At 72.4% G+C, this 16,934-nt stretch carries 16 protein-coding genes and 1 pseudogene; 11 read left to right on the top strand and 6 right to left on the bottom strand.

The features are described 5' to 3' along the window. The first annotated feature begins 13 nt into the window (after positions 1 to 13). Entirely contained in the window at positions 14 to 1,798 is a 1,785-nt protein-coding gene (locus tag ACZ4K2_RS34910) for an MSCRAMM family protein (protein ID WP_467480168.1), read from the top strand. Between the two features lie 151 nt (positions 1,799 to 1,949). Here ACZ4K2_RS34910 and ACZ4K2_RS34905 read toward each other — a convergent pair whose 3' ends face one another. From ACZ4K2_RS34905 to lexA, 3 genes are all read right to left on the bottom strand, one after another. Continuing rightward, entirely contained in the window at positions 1,950 to 2,789 is an 840-nt protein-coding gene (locus ACZ4K2_RS34905) for a hypothetical protein (RefSeq protein ID WP_467480166.1), read from the bottom strand. A gap of 323 nt (positions 2,790 to 3,112) precedes the next feature. Then, entirely contained in the window at positions 3,113 to 3,316 is a 204-nt protein-coding gene (locus tag ACZ4K2_RS34900) for a cold-shock protein (protein WP_467480164.1), read from the bottom strand. 368 nt (positions 3,317 to 3,684) lie between these two features. Next, positions 3,685 to 4,377: a transcriptional repressor LexA gene (gene lexA / locus ACZ4K2_RS34895; protein WP_467480162.1), complete on the bottom strand. Its 693-nt coding sequence runs from the start codon at positions 4,375 to 4,377 to the stop codon at positions 3,685 to 3,687. A gap of 531 nt (positions 4,378 to 4,908) precedes the next feature. Between lexA and ACZ4K2_RS34890 the strand changes: the two genes are divergently transcribed. The 7 genes and pseudogenes from ACZ4K2_RS34890 to ACZ4K2_RS34860 all read left to right on the top strand — a co-directional run. Next, positions 4,909 to 5,586, top strand: a complete 678-nt coding sequence (locus ACZ4K2_RS34890; protein WP_467480160.1) for an HNH endonuclease family protein — start codon at positions 4,909 to 4,911, stop codon at positions 5,584 to 5,586. 330 nt (positions 5,587 to 5,916) lie between these two features. Beyond that, positions 5,917 to 6,102: a hypothetical protein gene (locus tag ACZ4K2_RS34885; RefSeq protein WP_467480159.1), complete on the top strand. Its 186-nt coding sequence runs from the start codon at positions 5,917 to 5,919 to the stop codon at positions 6,100 to 6,102. Positions 6,103 to 7,224: 1,122 nt separating this feature from the next. Continuing rightward, entirely contained in the window at positions 7,225 to 7,416 is a 192-nt protein-coding gene (locus tag ACZ4K2_RS34880) for a hypothetical protein (protein WP_467480156.1), read from the top strand. Between the two features lie 1,228 nt (positions 7,417 to 8,644). After that, positions 8,645 to 9,577, top strand: coding sequence for a helix-turn-helix domain-containing protein (locus tag ACZ4K2_RS34875; protein ID WP_467480155.1), 933 nt, complete (start codon positions 8,645 to 8,647; stop codon positions 9,575 to 9,577). Between the two features lie 31 nt (positions 9,578 to 9,608). Further along, entirely contained in the window at positions 9,609 to 10,058 is a 450-nt protein-coding gene (locus ACZ4K2_RS34870; RefSeq protein ID WP_467480154.1) for a hypothetical protein, read from the top strand. A gap of 276 nt (positions 10,059 to 10,334) precedes the next feature. Further along, positions 10,335 to 10,526 (top strand): hypothetical protein, encoded by a 192-nt coding sequence (locus tag ACZ4K2_RS34865; RefSeq protein WP_161204315.1) that lies wholly within the window; start codon positions 10,335 to 10,337, stop codon positions 10,524 to 10,526. 70 nt (positions 10,527 to 10,596) lie between these two features. Then, positions 10,597 to 10,992, top strand: a pseudogene (locus ACZ4K2_RS34860) (ankyrin repeat domain-containing protein); the annotation flags it as partial. Positions 10,993 to 11,197: 205 nt separating this feature from the next. Here the strand turns inward: ACZ4K2_RS34860 and ACZ4K2_RS34855 are convergent. Together ACZ4K2_RS34855 and ACZ4K2_RS34850 are read right to left on the bottom strand one after the other, a co-directional pair. Next, positions 11,198 to 11,383: a hypothetical protein gene (locus tag ACZ4K2_RS34855; RefSeq protein WP_467480152.1), complete on the bottom strand. Its 186-nt coding sequence runs from the start codon at positions 11,381 to 11,383 to the stop codon at positions 11,198 to 11,200. Between the two features lie 85 nt (positions 11,384 to 11,468). Then, entirely contained in the window at positions 11,469 to 12,437 is a 969-nt protein-coding gene (locus tag ACZ4K2_RS34850; RefSeq protein ID WP_467480150.1) for an ATP-dependent DNA ligase, read from the bottom strand. Positions 12,438 to 13,193: 756 nt separating this feature from the next. On the opposite strand from ACZ4K2_RS34850, the gene ACZ4K2_RS34845 reads away from it, so the two are divergent. Together ACZ4K2_RS34845 and ACZ4K2_RS34840 are read left to right on the top strand one after the other, a co-directional pair. Next, positions 13,194 to 14,036 (top strand): hypothetical protein, encoded by an 843-nt coding sequence (locus ACZ4K2_RS34845; protein WP_467480148.1) that lies wholly within the window; start codon positions 13,194 to 13,196, stop codon positions 14,034 to 14,036. Positions 14,037 to 14,108: 72 nt separating this feature from the next. Continuing rightward, on the top strand, positions 14,109 to 14,918 hold the full coding sequence (locus ACZ4K2_RS34840) for a hypothetical protein (RefSeq protein WP_467480146.1): 810 nt from the start codon (positions 14,109 to 14,111) through the stop codon (positions 14,916 to 14,918). A 291-nt stretch (positions 14,919 to 15,209) separates the two neighbouring features. Here ACZ4K2_RS34840 and ACZ4K2_RS34835 read toward each other — a convergent pair whose 3' ends face one another. Next, positions 15,210 to 15,932: a TniQ family protein gene (locus tag ACZ4K2_RS34835; RefSeq protein WP_467480144.1), complete on the bottom strand. Its 723-nt coding sequence runs from the start codon at positions 15,930 to 15,932 to the stop codon at positions 15,210 to 15,212. A 303-nt stretch (positions 15,933 to 16,235) separates the two neighbouring features. On the opposite strand from ACZ4K2_RS34835, the gene ACZ4K2_RS34830 reads away from it, so the two are divergent. Next, positions 16,236 to 16,562, top strand: coding sequence for a hypothetical protein (locus ACZ4K2_RS34830; RefSeq protein WP_467770002.1), 327 nt, complete (start codon positions 16,236 to 16,238; stop codon positions 16,560 to 16,562). Positions 16,563 to 16,934 lie beyond the last annotated feature (372 nt).

Below are 16,934 nucleotides of genomic sequence, written 5' to 3'. Positions count from 1 at the left end.
GCCCACCCCCGTCATGCAGGCACCTCTCGGGCGCGCATCGTCGCGTCTGACCGCCACCGTCATCGCCGCCGTCGTAGCGGGAGCCCTCGCCTGGTCACCCGCCGACGCGGCCCCGCAGCCCGCTTCCGGCCACGACGCGTTCGGGCCCGGCTACGCGATCCCCGACAGCGACGGGCACGCCGCGACCTCCCACATCGGTGCCTACGGGCCGCCCGGCATGACGGTGTACGGCACCTACGAGACGTTCTGCGCCGACCCCGAGCGCAAGGGACCCGACGCGGCGGGCGGCTACAGCGGACCGGCGACGGTCGAGCACTGGACCTCCTCGGTCACCGGGCGCCCCGTCCCCGACGCCCATCTCGCCTACGTCTCCTACATCGTGGGCAAGTACGGCCAGACCCGCGACGCCGCCCAGGCCGCCGCGGTCGATGCGGTCGTGTACGAGTGGCTGGCCGGCGGCACCTACGGCATCGACGGCGCCCGGGGCACACAGCGCCTGAGCTACCCGGTCGTCCCCCCGGCCTCCCGGACGACGGCACTGGGCTACCTGGCCGAGGCGAGGAAGCTCGCCGGACCCTACCGGCTGACCGTCACCCCGAAGGTGACCCAGACCCCGGCCGGGAAGAAGGTGGCGGTCACCGTCTCCGTCACCGCCCGCCTCTCCGGCACCAAGGTGCCCGGCGTGCAGGTCACCCTGGCCGCCTCCGGCCAGGACGGCGAGAGGGGTCAGGTCACCACCGGCCAGGACGGCACCGCGACCTGGGAGTTCACCGCCGACGCCAAGGGCACCACCACCGTCCGCGCCACCGCCACCGGCCTGCCCGGCCCCGCGCTGAAGATCCTGAGCCCCCGCGACAGCCGGGCACAGCGGATGCTGCTCGCCGGCGACACCACCACCGCGACCGCCGACGCCGCCATCAAGGTCACCGCCGCCCCCGGGGGCGTGACCATCCACAAGAAGGACCCCGGCGGCGACCTCCTGGCCGGCGCCGCCTTCCAACTCCTCGACCCCGGCAGCGGCCAGCCCGTCGCCCAGGGCAAGACCGGCGCCGACGGCACCCTGGCCTTCGACGGCCTCACGCCGGGCGCCTACCGGCTGCGCGAGACGGACACGGGCAGCCGCCTCCACGAACGCATCCCCGACCAGGACCTCACCATCACCGAGGGCAAGACCGCGGCCGCCAACCCGATCATCCTCATCGACCCGTTCAAAAAGGGCGAACTCCTGCTGAAGAAGACCGACAAGGCCACCGGCAAGCCCCTGCCCGGCGCCGTCATCACGATCAACGCCGACACCCTCGACGCCTCGGGCAACCACACCAGAGGCAAGGAGATCGCCCGGCTGACCACCGGCAACGACGGCACCGCCACCCTCCCGCTCGACATCACAGCCAAGACGGGCAACACCTACTGGGCGAGCGAGACCACGGCACCCGCCGGATACCAGGCCGACGCCGCGCCCCAGCGCTTCACGGCCACCCCCGGCGCGCAGGTCACCCTCACCCTCGCCGACTCCAGGACCCCCGCCAGCCCGCCGGCCACCACACCGCCTTCGGCCACCCCACCGTCCCCGGCCATCCCAGTGCCCCCCATCCCCGCACCGTCCCCGGTCGCCACACTGATCCGGACCGCACCCCAGCAGCAGCCGGTCACGCCGACCGCGCAGCTCGCCCACACCGGCTCGGCCCACACCGCCTGGCTGACCGGCGCGGTCGGCGTCCTGGTGGCCGCCGGCGGCGGCGCGGTCTGGGCCGGAGCCCGCCGACGCCGCCACCCGCACACCCCCGACAACCAGTGACCACCCGCCGGACGGGCCACCACCCCCACCCGGCCCGCAGCGCACCGGATAAGCCGCCCGACGCCTTCGCCTTTCTCCTGCGCGGTGAAGGCCCGCGCGGCTCGGCGGCCCGAGTACCGCGGGGCGCCCCCGGGCGGGTCGTAGCGGAGAACTAGACCTCCGCCGGAACCTTCTCGGCAGCGGTTTCGGCAGCCTGCTCGGCCTCGCCGCCCTCGGCGCCGTCCGCAGCGGGGGCGGCGTCCGCCCCGGCCTTCGCGTACGCGGTGTACATCGCGCTTCCCTGCTGGTGCGACTTCTCGGCGAGGCTCTTCTTGACGAGCGCGTCCAGGCCGTTGCGCACCGTCTGGACGGACATCTTCCGGCCGGGGTGAGCCTTCACGAGCTGGTCGTGGACCTCACGGGCCACGCACGGCTGCCCCGGCGTCTTCAGCAGCACGTCCAGGATGAGCTGCCACAGCGGCGGCCCCGACGTCTTCTCGGCCGCCCCCTGCTCCGGTACGTCCGGGGACGTGGCCCGCTGCGCCGGAACCCCTTCGGCCGACGCCTTCTTCCCGGCAGCCTTTTTCGCCGGCGTCCTGGCAGTGGTCTTCTTGGCGGCCTTCTTGCCCGCGGGCTTCTTCGCCGCGCCCGCCTTCCTGGCCGCGGCCGTCTTCTTGGCCCGCTGACGCGGCTGCTCCCCCTGCACGGACTGGTCCTGCCGCTGCTGCAAAACGTCCTGAGACGCCTCGCCGACCGCCGCGGCCGATGCGGGGGCGTCGTCCTGCTCGCCCGCAGCAGCCGGCTGGGCCTCGGACGCGCTCGCACCTGCGGGCAGACTGCCCAGCGCCTGAACCAACCAGCTCTCCTCCGCCTGGAGTTGGAGCAGGCGTTCCTGGAGAGCGGCGACCTGCACGGTGACCTCGCCCCGTTCCTTGCGGACGGCCGCGAGGTCGTGCGTGTACTGCTGCGCGTACTTGTTCTGGATGGGGGTCTTCGCGGGCTCGTCGGCCACGACAGCACTCCTTCTACCTGGACTGTTGCTGCCGGATGCTACTCACTGCGGAAGGCGGCAGTTACTCTCCCGCGTGATCACCACTCCTGCGGTGAGTGTTGGAGACCGGCTCACGATCCGCTCTCCACACTCACCGGCGAAACAGACCCACCACCACGCCTGCCACAGAGCGGGCACGCGAAGCCGCTGCGCCGAGGCAGGACGAAGCCCGCCGGCTGCGGGCCGACGGGACACGGCACGGGGCGGCCCCGGGCAGCGTGTGCCGCCCGGGGCCGCCCCGGAAAGGGCGCGACCGTCGGCAGACCCGGGGCCTGTGGCCAGCGTCAGCCGCGGACGATGTTCTCGGCCTGGGGGCCCTTCTGGCCCTGGGTGATGTCGAACGTGACCGACTCGCCCTCGACCAGCTCGCGGTAGCCGTTGCCGGCGATGTTGGAGTAGTGGGCGAAGACGTCCGGTCCGCCGCCGTCCTGGGCGATGAAACCGAAGCCCTTCTCGGAGTTGAACCACTTCACGGTGCCGCTGGCCATACTGCGTCCTTCGATTACGCCGGGGGTGCCGGCCGTATGGGAATAGAGGGTGACCTCCCATGCGGGAACACACCCGGCACCGTTCTACCCCACCCGAAGCCCCGCCATACGATCACCCACCCCACACATCGACGCAGACCCCCGACGCCAGCGGCCAGCCGAGACCCAGTGGTGTGCAAGGGGCGGGCCCGCCGCAGGGCGGGCGCTCCCCGGCACGGCGAAGACCGTGCCGAAGCACGCCACTTCCCGCGGATCGCGCCCCGCCCACCCACACGTCCAGCCCGCCGAACCGGGCACCGGGACCTGCGACCGTGACGAGCTCTCGCCGATGAGGGTGACGACGGCCCGCGCGGTGCGGGCGTCATGGGTCAGAGGCTGCGCAGCACGGCGACCACCTTGCCGAGGATGGCGGCGTCGTCCGCGGGCAGCGGCTCGTAGGCCGGGTTGTGCGGCATCAGCCAGACGCGGCCGCCCTCGCGGCGCAGGCGTTTGACCGTGGCCTCGCCATCCAGAAGCGCGGCAACGATATCGCCGGAGTCGGCCGATTCCTGCTGGCGGACCGTCACCCAGTCACCGTCGCAGATCGCGGCCTCGATCATGCTGTCACCCCGCACCTTCAGAGCAAACAGCCGGCCGTCCCCGACGAGACGCCAGGGCAGGGACAGTACGTCCTCGACCGACTCCTCGGCCAGGATCGGCGCGCCCGCGGCGATCTGACCGACCAGAGGAACATCCGTCGTCTCCGGCGCGGGCCCGGCCGGCCCCGCGCCGACGCCGAGGTCGTGGCCGTGGTGGAGCCAGACGCGGTAGGCCCGGGGACGGCGGGGATCGCGGTAGAGGATGCCCTTGCGCTCCAAGGCCATGAGTTGGTGCGCGACGGACGAGGTGCTCTTGAGCTGGACAGCCTTGCCGATCTCACGCATCGACGGGGGGTATCCCTGACGGGCGACGGTGTGCACGATGAAGCGGACGATGGCCGTCTGCCGAGTGGTGAGCCCATCGGGACCGGTGACGATGCCGGGCGGCCGCCCGGCCCGGCCGGCGGTTTCGGTGACGTGCATGGGTGCTCCCCCCGGTGACGGGATCTTGCGTGAGGGGGACCGTAACCCGCGAACCACGACAAAGGGAACACCGATGCGGTAACTGGCCGTGCGGCACAGGGCTCCCGAGGGTTAACTCCGCACCCCGGCCAGGCCTGACGCGCTGCTCAAGGGTCCCGCTCGCTTCTGGACCGCCCCCCCTCCGCCCGGCCCTGTCGATGCCTCCGGCCCGGCGCCGCCCGGACACGCAAAATCAACGCCAGACGCAAAAATTAACCCCACACGCAACTTTTGCGTCGTCTATTCACGAGGCCGGTGCGAACAGCCCGGCAACGCGAAGGCCGTCGCCCGGGAGACAAGGGGCGCCGCCGCGGCGGCTCACCCGGGCGACGGCTGGGGCGGGCAGGACGGTGAGAGCGGCGGCTACCAGGCCGCACGCAACGCTGGTGGGCACGGGGCCCGCCGCCCCGGCGTGGGCGCTTCGGGTGAATCCCGCCCAGGCGCAGCCGGTTTCAGGATTCCGCCTGGTGCGCTGCCGCTATGTGTGGGGCCATGCACAGCCCCCGCGCGGCTCTGGCCGCAGCTCTCGCCCTGCCGGTTCTCGCTTCCGTCGCCGTCGCCTCCCCGGCCGCTGCGGCGCCGGGGGAGACGGTGACCGCAACGCTGTCCTCGCTGATCGCCGCCCTGCCCGTCCACGACGAGGGCAGCCGCGACGGTTACAGCCGTGAGCAGTTCAAACACTGGATCGACGCCGACCGCGACGGCTGCAACACCCGCAACGAGGTCCTCCTCGCGGAGGCGACCGCCATGCCCGAGGTGACCAGCCGGTGCACCATCACCGCCGGCACCGGCCGGTGGTGGTCCTGGTACGACGAGACCACCCTCACCGACAAGCTCGACGTCGACATCGACCACATGGTCCCCCTGGGAGAAGCCTGGGACTCCGGCGCCGCCGCCTGGAGCGCGGCCGAGCGCCAGGCATACGCCAACGACCTGGACGACGAGCGCTCCCTCGCCGCGGTCCGTGGCAGAACCAACCAGTCCAAAGCAGACCGTGACCCGGCCGAGTGGATGCCACCGGCCGCCTCGGCGACCTGCCGCTACCTCGCCGACTGGGTCACCGTGAAAACCAGGTGGAACCTCAACGTGGACGCGGCCGAACTCGCCGCACTCAACCGCATCAAGACCGGCTGCGACGACCCCCTCATCACCCTCACCCACGCCCGATGAACCCGGACGCCCGGACTTGGGCGGGGCGCCGTACGCAGCACCCCTCAGCCTGGCTTCACTCTTGCCGCCGGCGGCCCGCGGCCGACCGGCCTGTCGCTGGGGCCTGCGGCCAACGAGCCTTCACCGCCCGGCCGGGCATCCTCGCCACGGCTTCCCGCCGGCTCTTAACTGAACGGCTGGAGTGCCGCGCATCGAGCGAGCCGGCCGGCGCAAGGCGCGGCGTTGCATACGCTGTCCTGGCCTGAATGCCCCGCCCGGGCCGAGGGGAGTGATTGCCGGGCTCGTATGCTGCGCGGGCCCGGCGAACCGCCCACCGAAGGGACCCCCACCGTGTTCTCGCAGACTCCCGTCTACGACCGCCTCGTCGCCGAGCGCGGCGACATCCCCGTCCAGGTCCGCGGCGAAGCCGAACGGATACGCCGCGACCTGGCACTCGTCCTGCCCTCGACGTCCACCTCCCAGCCGAGCACCCCGCAGAACGTCTTCACGCCGAAGCAGCCCTTCAGCGCCCTGTAGCCGGACGACGCCCTCACTCTTGCGAGAACAGCGCACGGGCACGCGACCGCCCCCCACCCGCCTGCCCGGCGCTGTCAGTCACGGAGGCCGCCGCCCCGGCCGGCTGGAGGACGTGTCCGGTTCACGGACATCGGCCACCTCGAGTTCAACCTGCAGCAGCCACGTCCCGAACAGCCCACGAGCCCGGACCAGTCGAGTCGGTCCGGGCTCGCTCGCGTATCCGCGGGGGTCGGATTCCATGCACGCGATGCCGTGCTCAACGCCGACAACGGCCGGCGGTTACGGCCTACGGCCGCCGCTACCGGGTGCGGGAACGGACGGACGCCCGCGGCACCTCAACCTGCCTGGACCGACGCTCCCGTCGCCCTGCCGACCCGTAGGCTTCAGACGCCCGGACGGAAGGAAGTGACGGACCTCCGGCCGGGCACCTCACCTTCCTCCACAGCTCCCCGCGCGCGGGCCGCGGCCCTTGACGGCGAGCGGGCAACTCGCTGCCCTGCCCGGCGCCGCACACGCCGCCCGCATCCGGCCCACGCTCCCGACGTCCAACGCCGGGACGAGCAGGACGCCGGCCGGTGCCGGGATCACGGCCACCGGAAAGCGCCCGGCACCAATGTCAGTGCCGCCCCCTAAGGTCCCGAGCATGGCCCACTGGCACCCCGACGCCCGCTCCACCCAACGGCCTTCTCGGCGGGGAACCATCCCAGAACGAGCATCTCCAATGCGCGAATGGGGTCAGTGTCGATGTGATCGATCCAGCCGACCGGCGCGAGCGGCCCGGTGGAGGGCGTGGCTGCGCTGGACCAGGGGGACGGTGTCATGCGCTCACCTTAGGGGGAGTCAGAGAAGGCCCGTTGACTGTCGATCGCTTCCTCGAGCAGGGAGCGGCGCATCAGCGCGGAGTTCATGAAGACGCTCGACCGGTCCGCCCGGCCGAGCGTCTTTGCATGCGCCGCCCCTCGTCGTCACCTGGCCAGATCGGCCCGGACATCGTGCGGATCGTGCACCAGGGCGAGCGTCTAGACTGGCGTCGACCCGGCCGGAATCCTCGGGTGGCAGGGCGGACGTCCTGCAGAGGGTGGGGCGGGACACACGCCCCCGGTGAACCTTGAGGGGTGCGCCATGAGCGACAACGACTGGTACGACGACGGGGACTACCGGGACCCGACCCGGCAGGCTGAGCGGGCCACGCGGTGGGGCTGGGCGGCGATCGCCGGTGTGACCGGCTTCCTCGCGGTGGCGGTGCTGGCCCTGCTCGTCGTCATGGTGGTGGTCGTCGTCGCCCTCGGGTATTCCACTGTCTCCATGGACTAGCGCCCCAGCAGGGTTTTGCTGTCTGACCTGCGGGTTTAGCTGGGCGGCTGGAGTCTGGCGGGACACGGAACGATCCGGGGCGGTCTCACGGGGACCGCCCCTCGATCGTGCGACAACGCCGCAGGTAGTGACAGTGGCAGGGCAGCCTCCAAGGGTGACCACCGAGTATGCCGCCGCGCCAATGGGACCTTGAACCGGACGATCTCTTCCGGAACATCGGGCACCGCTTCGGCCGAGCTCCGCCGCCGCATACGTGACTACGTACGCGGGCTGCTCACACCGCTGGCCCGTAAGAACAGTTGGCAGCTGACTGAACAGGCCGGCCGGGCACCCGAACAGCCCCGGGGCTCGACTGCCAGGCTCCGCTCCCGGCCGTGGCCTGGACGTCGTCCCGGGGCCGTTCGAGGGCCGCCGACCGGGCTGGCCGGGCTGCGCCTGTGCCGGGTGTCGCTGGTTTTGTTGACACGCTTGAGGATCTTGGCGGGCTGATCGAGTGGCGCGCGGCCGGGGGCCGGGGGGCGCGAAAGTCTGCGCGGGCGTACTCAGATTCGTGCATTCACCCGGCATGCCCTTTTTGGGTGACCGTTTTTGATCAATTCCCGCCGTTTGTGCTCGATGCCCTTTCGGCGTGGTCGAGCGTGCGGGGGCGGGCACCCATGCCCATGACGCTACTTTCTGGCATCACGGCACTGCGCAAGGTAGTAGCGTCCTGCTCCCGGCATCTTCCGCCGGATCGGCAAAGACCCCGGCACCTGGTTGGTCGCCCGTGCGCCGGGGTCCTGTCGCTCTCAACGCCAGCCCCGACAAACAAGGGGGAGATCCCTCATGCCTGTACGCCGACGCCGAACTCGTCCTCCCGTAAGCGCGCCTGCACTTGCACGGAAAACGAGTCGCGAACGTATCATCCCGCCGCCATGCCCGGCCCAAACCCCGGTATGGCATGTCAAGGCTGTCACGCTCCGCGGGAGCCTGCCCATCGCCGCGATCTGCCTTCCCCTGCTCGCCCTCCCGGGCGCTCTGCCACCGCGTGTACTGCCCCTCGTCGCCCTCTTTCTGACGGCCGCTCACCAGTCTGTGCTGGTCCACCAGCGGATCTGTCGCCGCTGACCCGGGCACCGGCCGGGCGCGGGCCCGCGCCCGCGCCCGGCCGGCTCCCGCTCCCGTCCGGCCGCCCGCGCCCGGACGACCGGTACAGATACCCGCCCGGCACCCCCGAAAGAGGCCGCTCGTGTCCACCCGTTCCCGTACCCAGAGGGCCGACGGCGCCCCGCGCCCCGCCCGGACCCTGCCGTCCGCCGATCCCGCCCGCGCCACCCGCTGCACCGAAGCCCTCCGCGACATCGCCGAGGACTGCACCGTGGTCTCCGAGAACCTGCTGCTCGACGCATACAACGCCACCACCCCCAACACCGACCTCCTGCAGCACCTCGCCAACCTCCAGACCCTGGTGGAGGAAGCGATCGGGGCCGTCGTCGTCCGCCAGCGCGCCCAGGGCAAGCCGCTCGCCGACCTCGAACCGATCGCCCAGCGCACCGAGGACCGGCTCCGCAAGAAGTACAACCCCGACGCCGTCGACCGAGCCCTGAATACCCGCCGCCGGCCCCGGCCGGCCACCAGCGCCCACAACGCGGCCACCGCCGACGCGCCGACCCTGCGCCGCCCGGGCCAGCGCCTGGCCTGCGCACTGACCCGGATGAAGAACGGCTCCGGCCGCCGCCAGCGCGAACTCGCCGCGAGCCTGAACGTCCACGAGTCCTACGTCTCCCGCATGCTCTCCGGCCACAGGCCCCTGTCCTGGAAGCACGTCAAGACCATCTGCGAGCTGTGCGGGACCGACCCCGAGCGGATGAAACCCCTGTGGGAAGCAGCCGCCGCCGTGCACCCCTCCAACACCGACGACCCCGTCCACTACCTGCGCCTCTACCTCCAGGGCCTGCACTACGCACTCGGCTCACCACAGGCTGAGGTCACCCTCGCCGCCGCCCACCACACCCTCACCGCCGACGACCTCACCCGCGCACTGCACGGACCCGGCGTCCCCGACTGGCCCGTCATCGACCGCCTCACCCTCGCCCTGCAAGGCCTGCCCGCCATCACCCGCCCCCTGTGGCGCCGCGCCCAAGCCGCCACCGAGAACCACTCCGCCGCCACCGGCACCTGATCTGCCCGCCCACCACCCGGGGGGACGCACGATGAAGCCCACACCGCCCGCCGCGGGCGTACTCACCACCGCCTTCTACGCCTTCTACGACCTGCACCGCCCCGCCTACCACGCCTACGCCGCAGCCCGCCTCCCCCAGGAGGAAGCCCGGCTCAGCGTCGTTCAGCTCTTCGACCTCATCGCCAGCAACTGGACCCGGATCATGACCGAAGAGCGCCCCTCCGCCTGGGCCTGGGAAGAACACACCCGGGCCGTCGCCCACCGCGCCGGCCGCACCCCCACCCCCGCCGAGGACACAGCCCTCCTCCACGACCATCTCCGCCTCAGCATCGACCGCATCGCCACCATCACCGGCACCGACCCCGCCCGCGTCACCGCGCTCCTGGCCGCCGCCCACCGCCCGCCCACCAGCCCACCGCACCCGCAGGCAGCCCCCCGAGCACGCCGGACGACATCCGACGCTCCCCGGCGGCGCCGGTGAGCACCTGCCGGCGCCAGCTGAACAAATCAGCCCCGCAGAGGACGGCAACCTTGTCGGACCGCACGGCCCGGTCATCCGGGTCAGGCTGGCCCGGGCCGGGTCCGTCGGCCAGCCCGTCCGGCCGGCCGGGGCGGGAGAGCGGGGTCCGGTCGGTGCCGACAGGCTCCAGGGCTCTTTCGATGGCTTTCATCGCGCTCGACGCCGTTCGGGTGCCTTCGGTCGCGGTTCGACGTGCACGAGGACCTCGCGCAACAAGCGGCTGCAGACACTGGCGTCATGAGCGAGAGCAGCGAGAAGGTGCACCACCCCGGCGAGATCGTTCCCCAGTCCGGGATCTACGAATGCGACTGCGGCCAGGGCCACGGGTACAGCACCGACGTGAAGGGGCACCGGTTCCCGCCCCTGCATGAAGCCTGCAGCGGCAGCGGCTGGAAGCTGAAGGCCGCCACCGCCCACCCCGGGCCCTGAACAGCCGGGCACCCGCCCCGCACGGTCCGGGAGGGGCGCGGCCAGACGCAGTTCTCAGCCGGCCTGCCGCGTGCAGGGCCCCGGTGAGGGTGTCTGCGCGGCCTTCATCCCCTCCGAGCCGTGCTTCCTGTGCGTTATCTGTGGGGTGAAGCCGGGTGAGGATGGTCGGCATGACGGATCGGGGCGGACGGCGGTGCACTATGCGGCTGCCGACGGGGACACGGAGGGCCTGCGGATGTTCGTGGCCGCAGGCGCCGCGGTGGAGGCAGCCGACGATGCGGGCTGGACGCCGCTGCATTTCGCGGCTCAGGCCCAGGATCCATCGGCTGTCGAGGTCCTCCTGTCCGCAGGGGCGGCGGTCGACGCCGCGGACCGTCACGGCAATACGCCGCTGTTGAGGGCGGTGTTCTGCTCGCAGGGCGAGGGTGCGACGATCCGGCTGCTGCTGGAAGCCGGCGCCGACCCCGACCGGGACAACGCCCATGGTGTGAGCCCGCGGACGCTGGCGGGACGGATCACCCACCACGACGTGGCTGCCCATCTTCCGCCAGGGACGGGCTCTCGCCCTCGTCCCCGCAGCCCGCGGCACCCGGCTGTGGTTCATAGAACGTGTCGTCTCGGAGCACGGCGAAGAGGACGCGGATCGTCTTCATCCGCGCAGTGGGGCCAGCTCAGCCTCGTGGGGCCGGCAGCTCACCGGGTCCCACGTCGACTCTCTCGATGTCGGTGGCCCCGGCCTTCTGCAGTTCCTCCTGCCGCCGGTCGGCCGAAATCCTGTCGTAGGCGACGGCGGAGGCGCGCGGGGTGCCGTCAGGGTCGGTCCAGGTGAAGCCGTAGCTGCGCATGGTGGTTGTCATACCGGCATCATCGCTGGTGGCACTGACAGCAGCCTTGCGGATGCGACCGGCTGCCCCCTTCTTCCGGGCGGCATCGGCGCTCCGCTCATCCCGGGATGTCGTCGACGGTCATGTCGTCTCGCAGACGCAGGTAGCGCACCGGATGGCGGTAGCGGCCCGCGTCCACGGCGGTATCGGCCGCGAACTCGGCAACGCACTCGGGGACGACCGGCTGGAAGACCAGTGGCCCGGTGGTGTTCCAGCCGCCGGAGAACTGCCGGCTGTGCCAGGGATGCTCGGGGCCGGCGGGCCGAAGCACCCCGCCCAGCTCGGCGGCCGCCGCGCGGTGCAGCGGCGTGGTGCGGGCGACCATCCGCAGGCGGCCCGCACCATCGAACCGGCCCAGCAGCAGACTGGTGGGGGAGCGGGCGGTGCCGGTGACGGCACCGATGACGGCCTCGGCCGTCGTACGGGCCCGCAGCTTGTCCCAGCCCCGCGCACCGGGCCGGTACCGGGACGCACGGTCCTTGATCATGACGCCTTCGACTCCGACCGCCCCCCAGGCCGGATCCAGCCAGGCACGAGCGGTTTCCCAGTCGGTGGTCTGCGGGCACAGCGTCCACGGCGCGGACAGCCGACGACCCGCGAACAGCTCCTCCAGCGCCGCCCGACGCCGGTACAGCGGCTCGGCCAGCAGAACAGCCCCTCCGGCTTCCAGGAGATCGAACACGACCAGATGAGCCGGCTGCTCCACGGCCGCCCGCTCGGCCCCGGCGCCCCGGCGGCGAGCGCGCTGCTGCAAGGCCGCGAAGTCGAGGCACCCGGTACTGCTACTCACGACGAGCTCGGCGTCCACCACCGCCTCGACACCGAGCGCAGCGGCCGCCCGGGCGATCTCCGGGAACGCCCCGTTCAACGCCGCACCCCGCCTCGACTGCAGGTACGGGACCGGCCCGGCGAAGACGACAACCCGGTAACCGTCCATCTTGGGCTCGAACACGACCCGCCGCCCGCTCGCGGGCAACACGCTCACCGAACGGGCCAGCATCGGCTCCAGCCGAGGAGACAGCTGCACCCCTCAACCCCTACGCCCTCCCCGCCCGGACCGCCTGACGGGAAGCCCGACGAGAAAACCGGACGCCGCGCCCCGCCGGACGGAACGCCCCGCGCCGTGCACCCCGGGCCCCCGGTCCGCCCTGCCGACACTGACTCGGCCAGGCACCGGGCCACACAGGCCGGAGAAGACGGGGGAGTGCGCCATGGAGGACTTCCAGACCGAGGACATCACGGCCATGCGCAAGGAGGGCGACCTGCCGGCCTTCATCCGCCTGCACATCCGCCCGGCCCGCACCACGGCCCAGGTCGTCGCACTGTGGCAACGCTCCCGCCGCCCGCCGGCCACACACCCGGTGCCTGGCCCTGCGCCATACCGCCGGCCGCCGGGCCACGCCGCTCACCAGGCGAAGCGGCCCGCTGCACCTGTCCCCGCTGCCGGACGCTGAACGCCCCCTGTGAAAACCATCCCTGCCCCTGCCCGCGCTGCGGCGCACCCCACGACACTGCCGCATGACGGCCGGGCGCACCGACGCCGCCGCGCCGCAGCCTCCAGCAGGACGCCGACGCCACAGACGGGACAGCACCCCGCCCGGCCGCGCCGCCCGCGGGGCCGCCTGCCTGTCTCGCACCAGCCCCGTCCAACGCCCCGAGCATCCGCGCCCCTGCCCACGAACCGCCCGCCACTGACACCGAAAGGCGCAGCACCGCCCGCACAGCGCGCACAGGGCCCCGGCGGCCTCCCCACGACCACTGATCACACGAAGGGAAGGTCCGTATGGAGCCCAGCGTGCTGAACCATCCGCAGATCGCGAGGACCGTCGAGACCCTGGTGGCCGCCGGCGGAGGACGCGTCACCTACGACACCGGCTGCGGCGGCCGGGAGACGCTCGTCGCCGCCTCAGCACAACTGGCGGCCCGGACCGGCGCCCCGCTGACGATCGTGGAAGCCCGCGTCCTGCACGCCGAAACCCGGGCCTTCGTGCGCGAGCTGCAGCCGGACATCCACTGCGCGGTCATCTCCGCCGACGAGGCGGCCCTCCAGCCGGCCGACAGCATCACCGGCGTCCTGGCCGTGCACGCCGACGTCCTGCGCGCCACGGACGTACGCCGCCCGCTGCTCGCCATGGCCCGCCACGCCAGCCACCTTGTGGTGGCCCGCCACGACTACAGCGACACCACCCTCGACTCCCTGGCCACACCCGGGCTCGTCCTGCGGGCCGGCGACCTGCTGCCGACCGCCATGCAGAATCTCGCGCCCAGTCCCGGGGCGGACGAGCGCAGTGAGGCCATCACCCGGTCCGCCGCCGGGCGCCTGCACGCTGCGGGCGCTGCCCCTCGTTGGACCCCGCCCTCCAGCGAACAGCGCAAGCAGCGGTTCATCCGGCAGCTCAACCGGCCGGCCGAACAGGACCGGCTGGAAGCAGAGAAGTTCGCTGACGAAGTGCTGCATGCGGATCCGGACGACGTCCGCCGGCGCATCCAGCAGCTGAGGAAACAGACGGAGCAGCGGATCACCGACCATCCCGCGCCCGGTCTTTGTCGCCCGGCCAGCCACGACCACGGCGCAGAGCAGGCTGCCGCACAGCAGCACCAGCCACCAGGGCCAGGCCGTACCTAATCATCCGTCCAGATCGGCATACTGCGAGGCCAGGCTGCGAGTCATCCGGACCTCGCTGCAGGAGGGACTCTCATGAACGATGTGATCAACCACCCCGAGGCGGCGCAGCTGGTCGAGTCGCTGGTGGCTTCCGGCGGAGGTCTCGTCTCCTACAGCCTCGGCGCCCCCGGCATGCAGATCGCCGTCGCTGCGGGAGCGCAGCTGGCCGCCCGCACGGGCACGTCGTTGACGGTGATCCACTTCCGTCACCAGCTGCCACAGTTCCGCGCCACCGTCGACGAGACGCACCCGGACCTCACCTATACGCTCATGCCCGTCGGTGAGGCGCTGCGGTACCCGCAGCGCAACACCGGTGGCGTCCTGGTCGTTCACGCCGACCTCCTGCACGACCCCGGTACTCGCCAGGCGCTCCTTGCGCGGGTCGGCACGGCCGACAGCTTCATCATGGCCGGTTGGACCGAGAGCGACCAACGCGTGCTCAACACCCTTCCCGGCCTTCCCTTCCTGGTGAGATCCCTCGCCCCGAGGCCACCTGTTCCTCCGAACGACCCGGGCCCCGCAATCCGCGGGAGGTTCGAGGCTGCCACCGACCCGTCCTTCACGGACGGGTTCGCCGGGATGAAGGGCGGCCAGGAGCGTCCGGGGACTCCGGGTGAACACGACCCGGTGAGCGCTGAGGGGGTCATCGAGGTGGCGGAGGTGGTGCAGGGAGCGGTTCTCGACGACCTCGGACGGCGCATCGCGCGAGTACAGGAACAACACAGGCAGCGGGCCGCCGACTACCCCGCCCCGCGTCCCGCGCAACCGGTCACCCGCGACCACGGCCAGGAGCAGTCCGCCGCCCACCAGCCGCACCTTCCCCCAAGCCCCGGCCGCACATAGAAACTCCCGGGCCGAACGCAACGGCCGCCCGCCACCCTCCTCAACCGACGAGCAGCCGACCGGTCACGACCCCTGGGAGAAGCAGCCGACCGGCCCGGACCCGGAACACCGGCCTGCCGCGCGCTCTCCGGGCAGCCAGAGCGCGACGGGGAGGGCGCGCGGCCGAGTGCACCCTTCCCACGCCGTCCCGCTGGCCATGGCGTCACGACGACGCCGCAGCCGCCCACCGACACCCCGGCACGCCCCACCCGGCGTCCGGCCCTGCTCCGCGCTGACCGGGGACGTCGCGGACTACTCGGCCTGGGCGATGGGCGCGGTACCGAGCTCCTCCAGGAGTTCGTCGACGAGGTCGGGGTCCGCGAGCGGTGCGCTGCCCTCGACCGGCCATGGCAGGTCGACGAGCACAGGGCGGGCGGCCGGCTCCGTCCAGCCGTCGAGGCTGCGGGGCGGGTCGGTGTCGATCAGGCGGACTCGCTCGTCACGAACCGCCAGGGCCAGGGCGAGCGTGAAACTCGTGCGGGATTTGCCCCGCCCGCCAGGCCGGATCGCCTTGCTGTTCAGGACCTCCCGGGAGGTGCGCCGGAGAGCCTCGTAGGCGGCGGCTGGAGCCGTGCCGCTGGGGACGGGGGCCGGGGCGGTGGTGAGGGACCGGGCCTGTGCGGGGGTCATGCCGGTGGCCGCGACGAGGGCCCGGACGGCGTCGTCGGGCAGTCGGCCGCGGGTGAGCTCGGCCAGACGCCGGGAGGCTGAGGAGCCGGGCGCCAGGGCGAGGAGTTCCATGGCCCGGTGCCGGTGGACGCCGGCCGCGGCGGCGACCCGCTTCGTGTAGCCGTCCAGCGCCTCTCCCGGGCGGGGCAGCGGTGCGCCGGGGACCCGGGCCGGCAGGCCGCCCTGCGGCCGGGCGGCGGCGAGAGCGGCGACGGCCCCGCGGGCATCGGTCAGGCTGGTTCCGGGGTGGGTGCGCTGGTACTCGCGCACGGCGCGGTCGAACTGCCGGGTGCGGCGGTCGGTCATGACATCTCACGTCCTCGATCGGCCGGTGCCCCACACGCGTCGGCCGTCCGGGAAGGGGGAGAGTGCGGGGCTCCACAGGCGGCGGACCAGCGCAACCCCGCTCGCGCATCCTAGCCGGGGCGTGGCATGCCTGCCGGGCCCCGCTGTTTTCCGGGCCTGGCTGTCCCGCCCCGGGGCCTGCGCCGCCCACGCGTCGCCCTGCCCACGCGGAGAGGCGCCCGGGAGCTGTGACGAGACCGGACTGTTCACGCGCTCAGACGGCACGCGCCTGCGGAAGAGGCCCCGGCGAGCGACGCTGAGGTCGTGGCCCGCATCCGTTTCTGCGCCCTGTGCGGGGCCCGGCTGCCGAGGAGCGCGTCAGTCAGGCGCCGGTACTGCGACGACGTGTGCCGGGCTCAGGCATACCGGGCCCGGCAGGCCTCCGACCGGATCATGACCCTCGCGATGATGCTGGCCGAAGCGGAGTGGAACGGTGACACCCGCATGGTCAGGCTGCTGACCTGTCCGGAGTGCGGCGTGCTTACTTTCGCCGGCGGTGATCGCCGCCAGGACGCGGTGTACTGCTCCGGCCGCTGCCGGTCCAGAGCGTGGCGCCGCCGCGCGGCTCGTCGCGCACGGCAGCGAGCGTGACGTACAGCCGTCACAGAATCAGGTCGAACTGACCAGTACGACGGCTCGACATCACGCTCGCGGCATCCTGGGACGACCACCTGGCTGTTCTCCCCGGAGCCCATGCCGCGTGGACGGCGGCGATAGGTCGGCCACGCTGACATATACGTCGGTCTCGCTGACGTTCCGGCGCATTGTGTCCCCCGAGCGAGGACAGATCTCCCCATCGCCCGGGTTGCAAAAAGGGTAAAATCAGGGGTTAAGTGGCTGCGCCCGAGCGTTCCGCTCTGTCCGGCTGCGGTCGTGCGCCAGGCGACCTCGTCGCGGCGTCTCGCCCGAGCGAAGGCCAAGGCCCGCTGTCGACTACATGGGTCCGCGCAGCACATGGGTGCG

The organism is Streptomyces sp. NPDC025833 (assembly GCF_055558055.1).
Note: the sequence above shows the minus strand (reverse complement) of the source record. Positions and strands in the feature narration are given on the sequence as shown.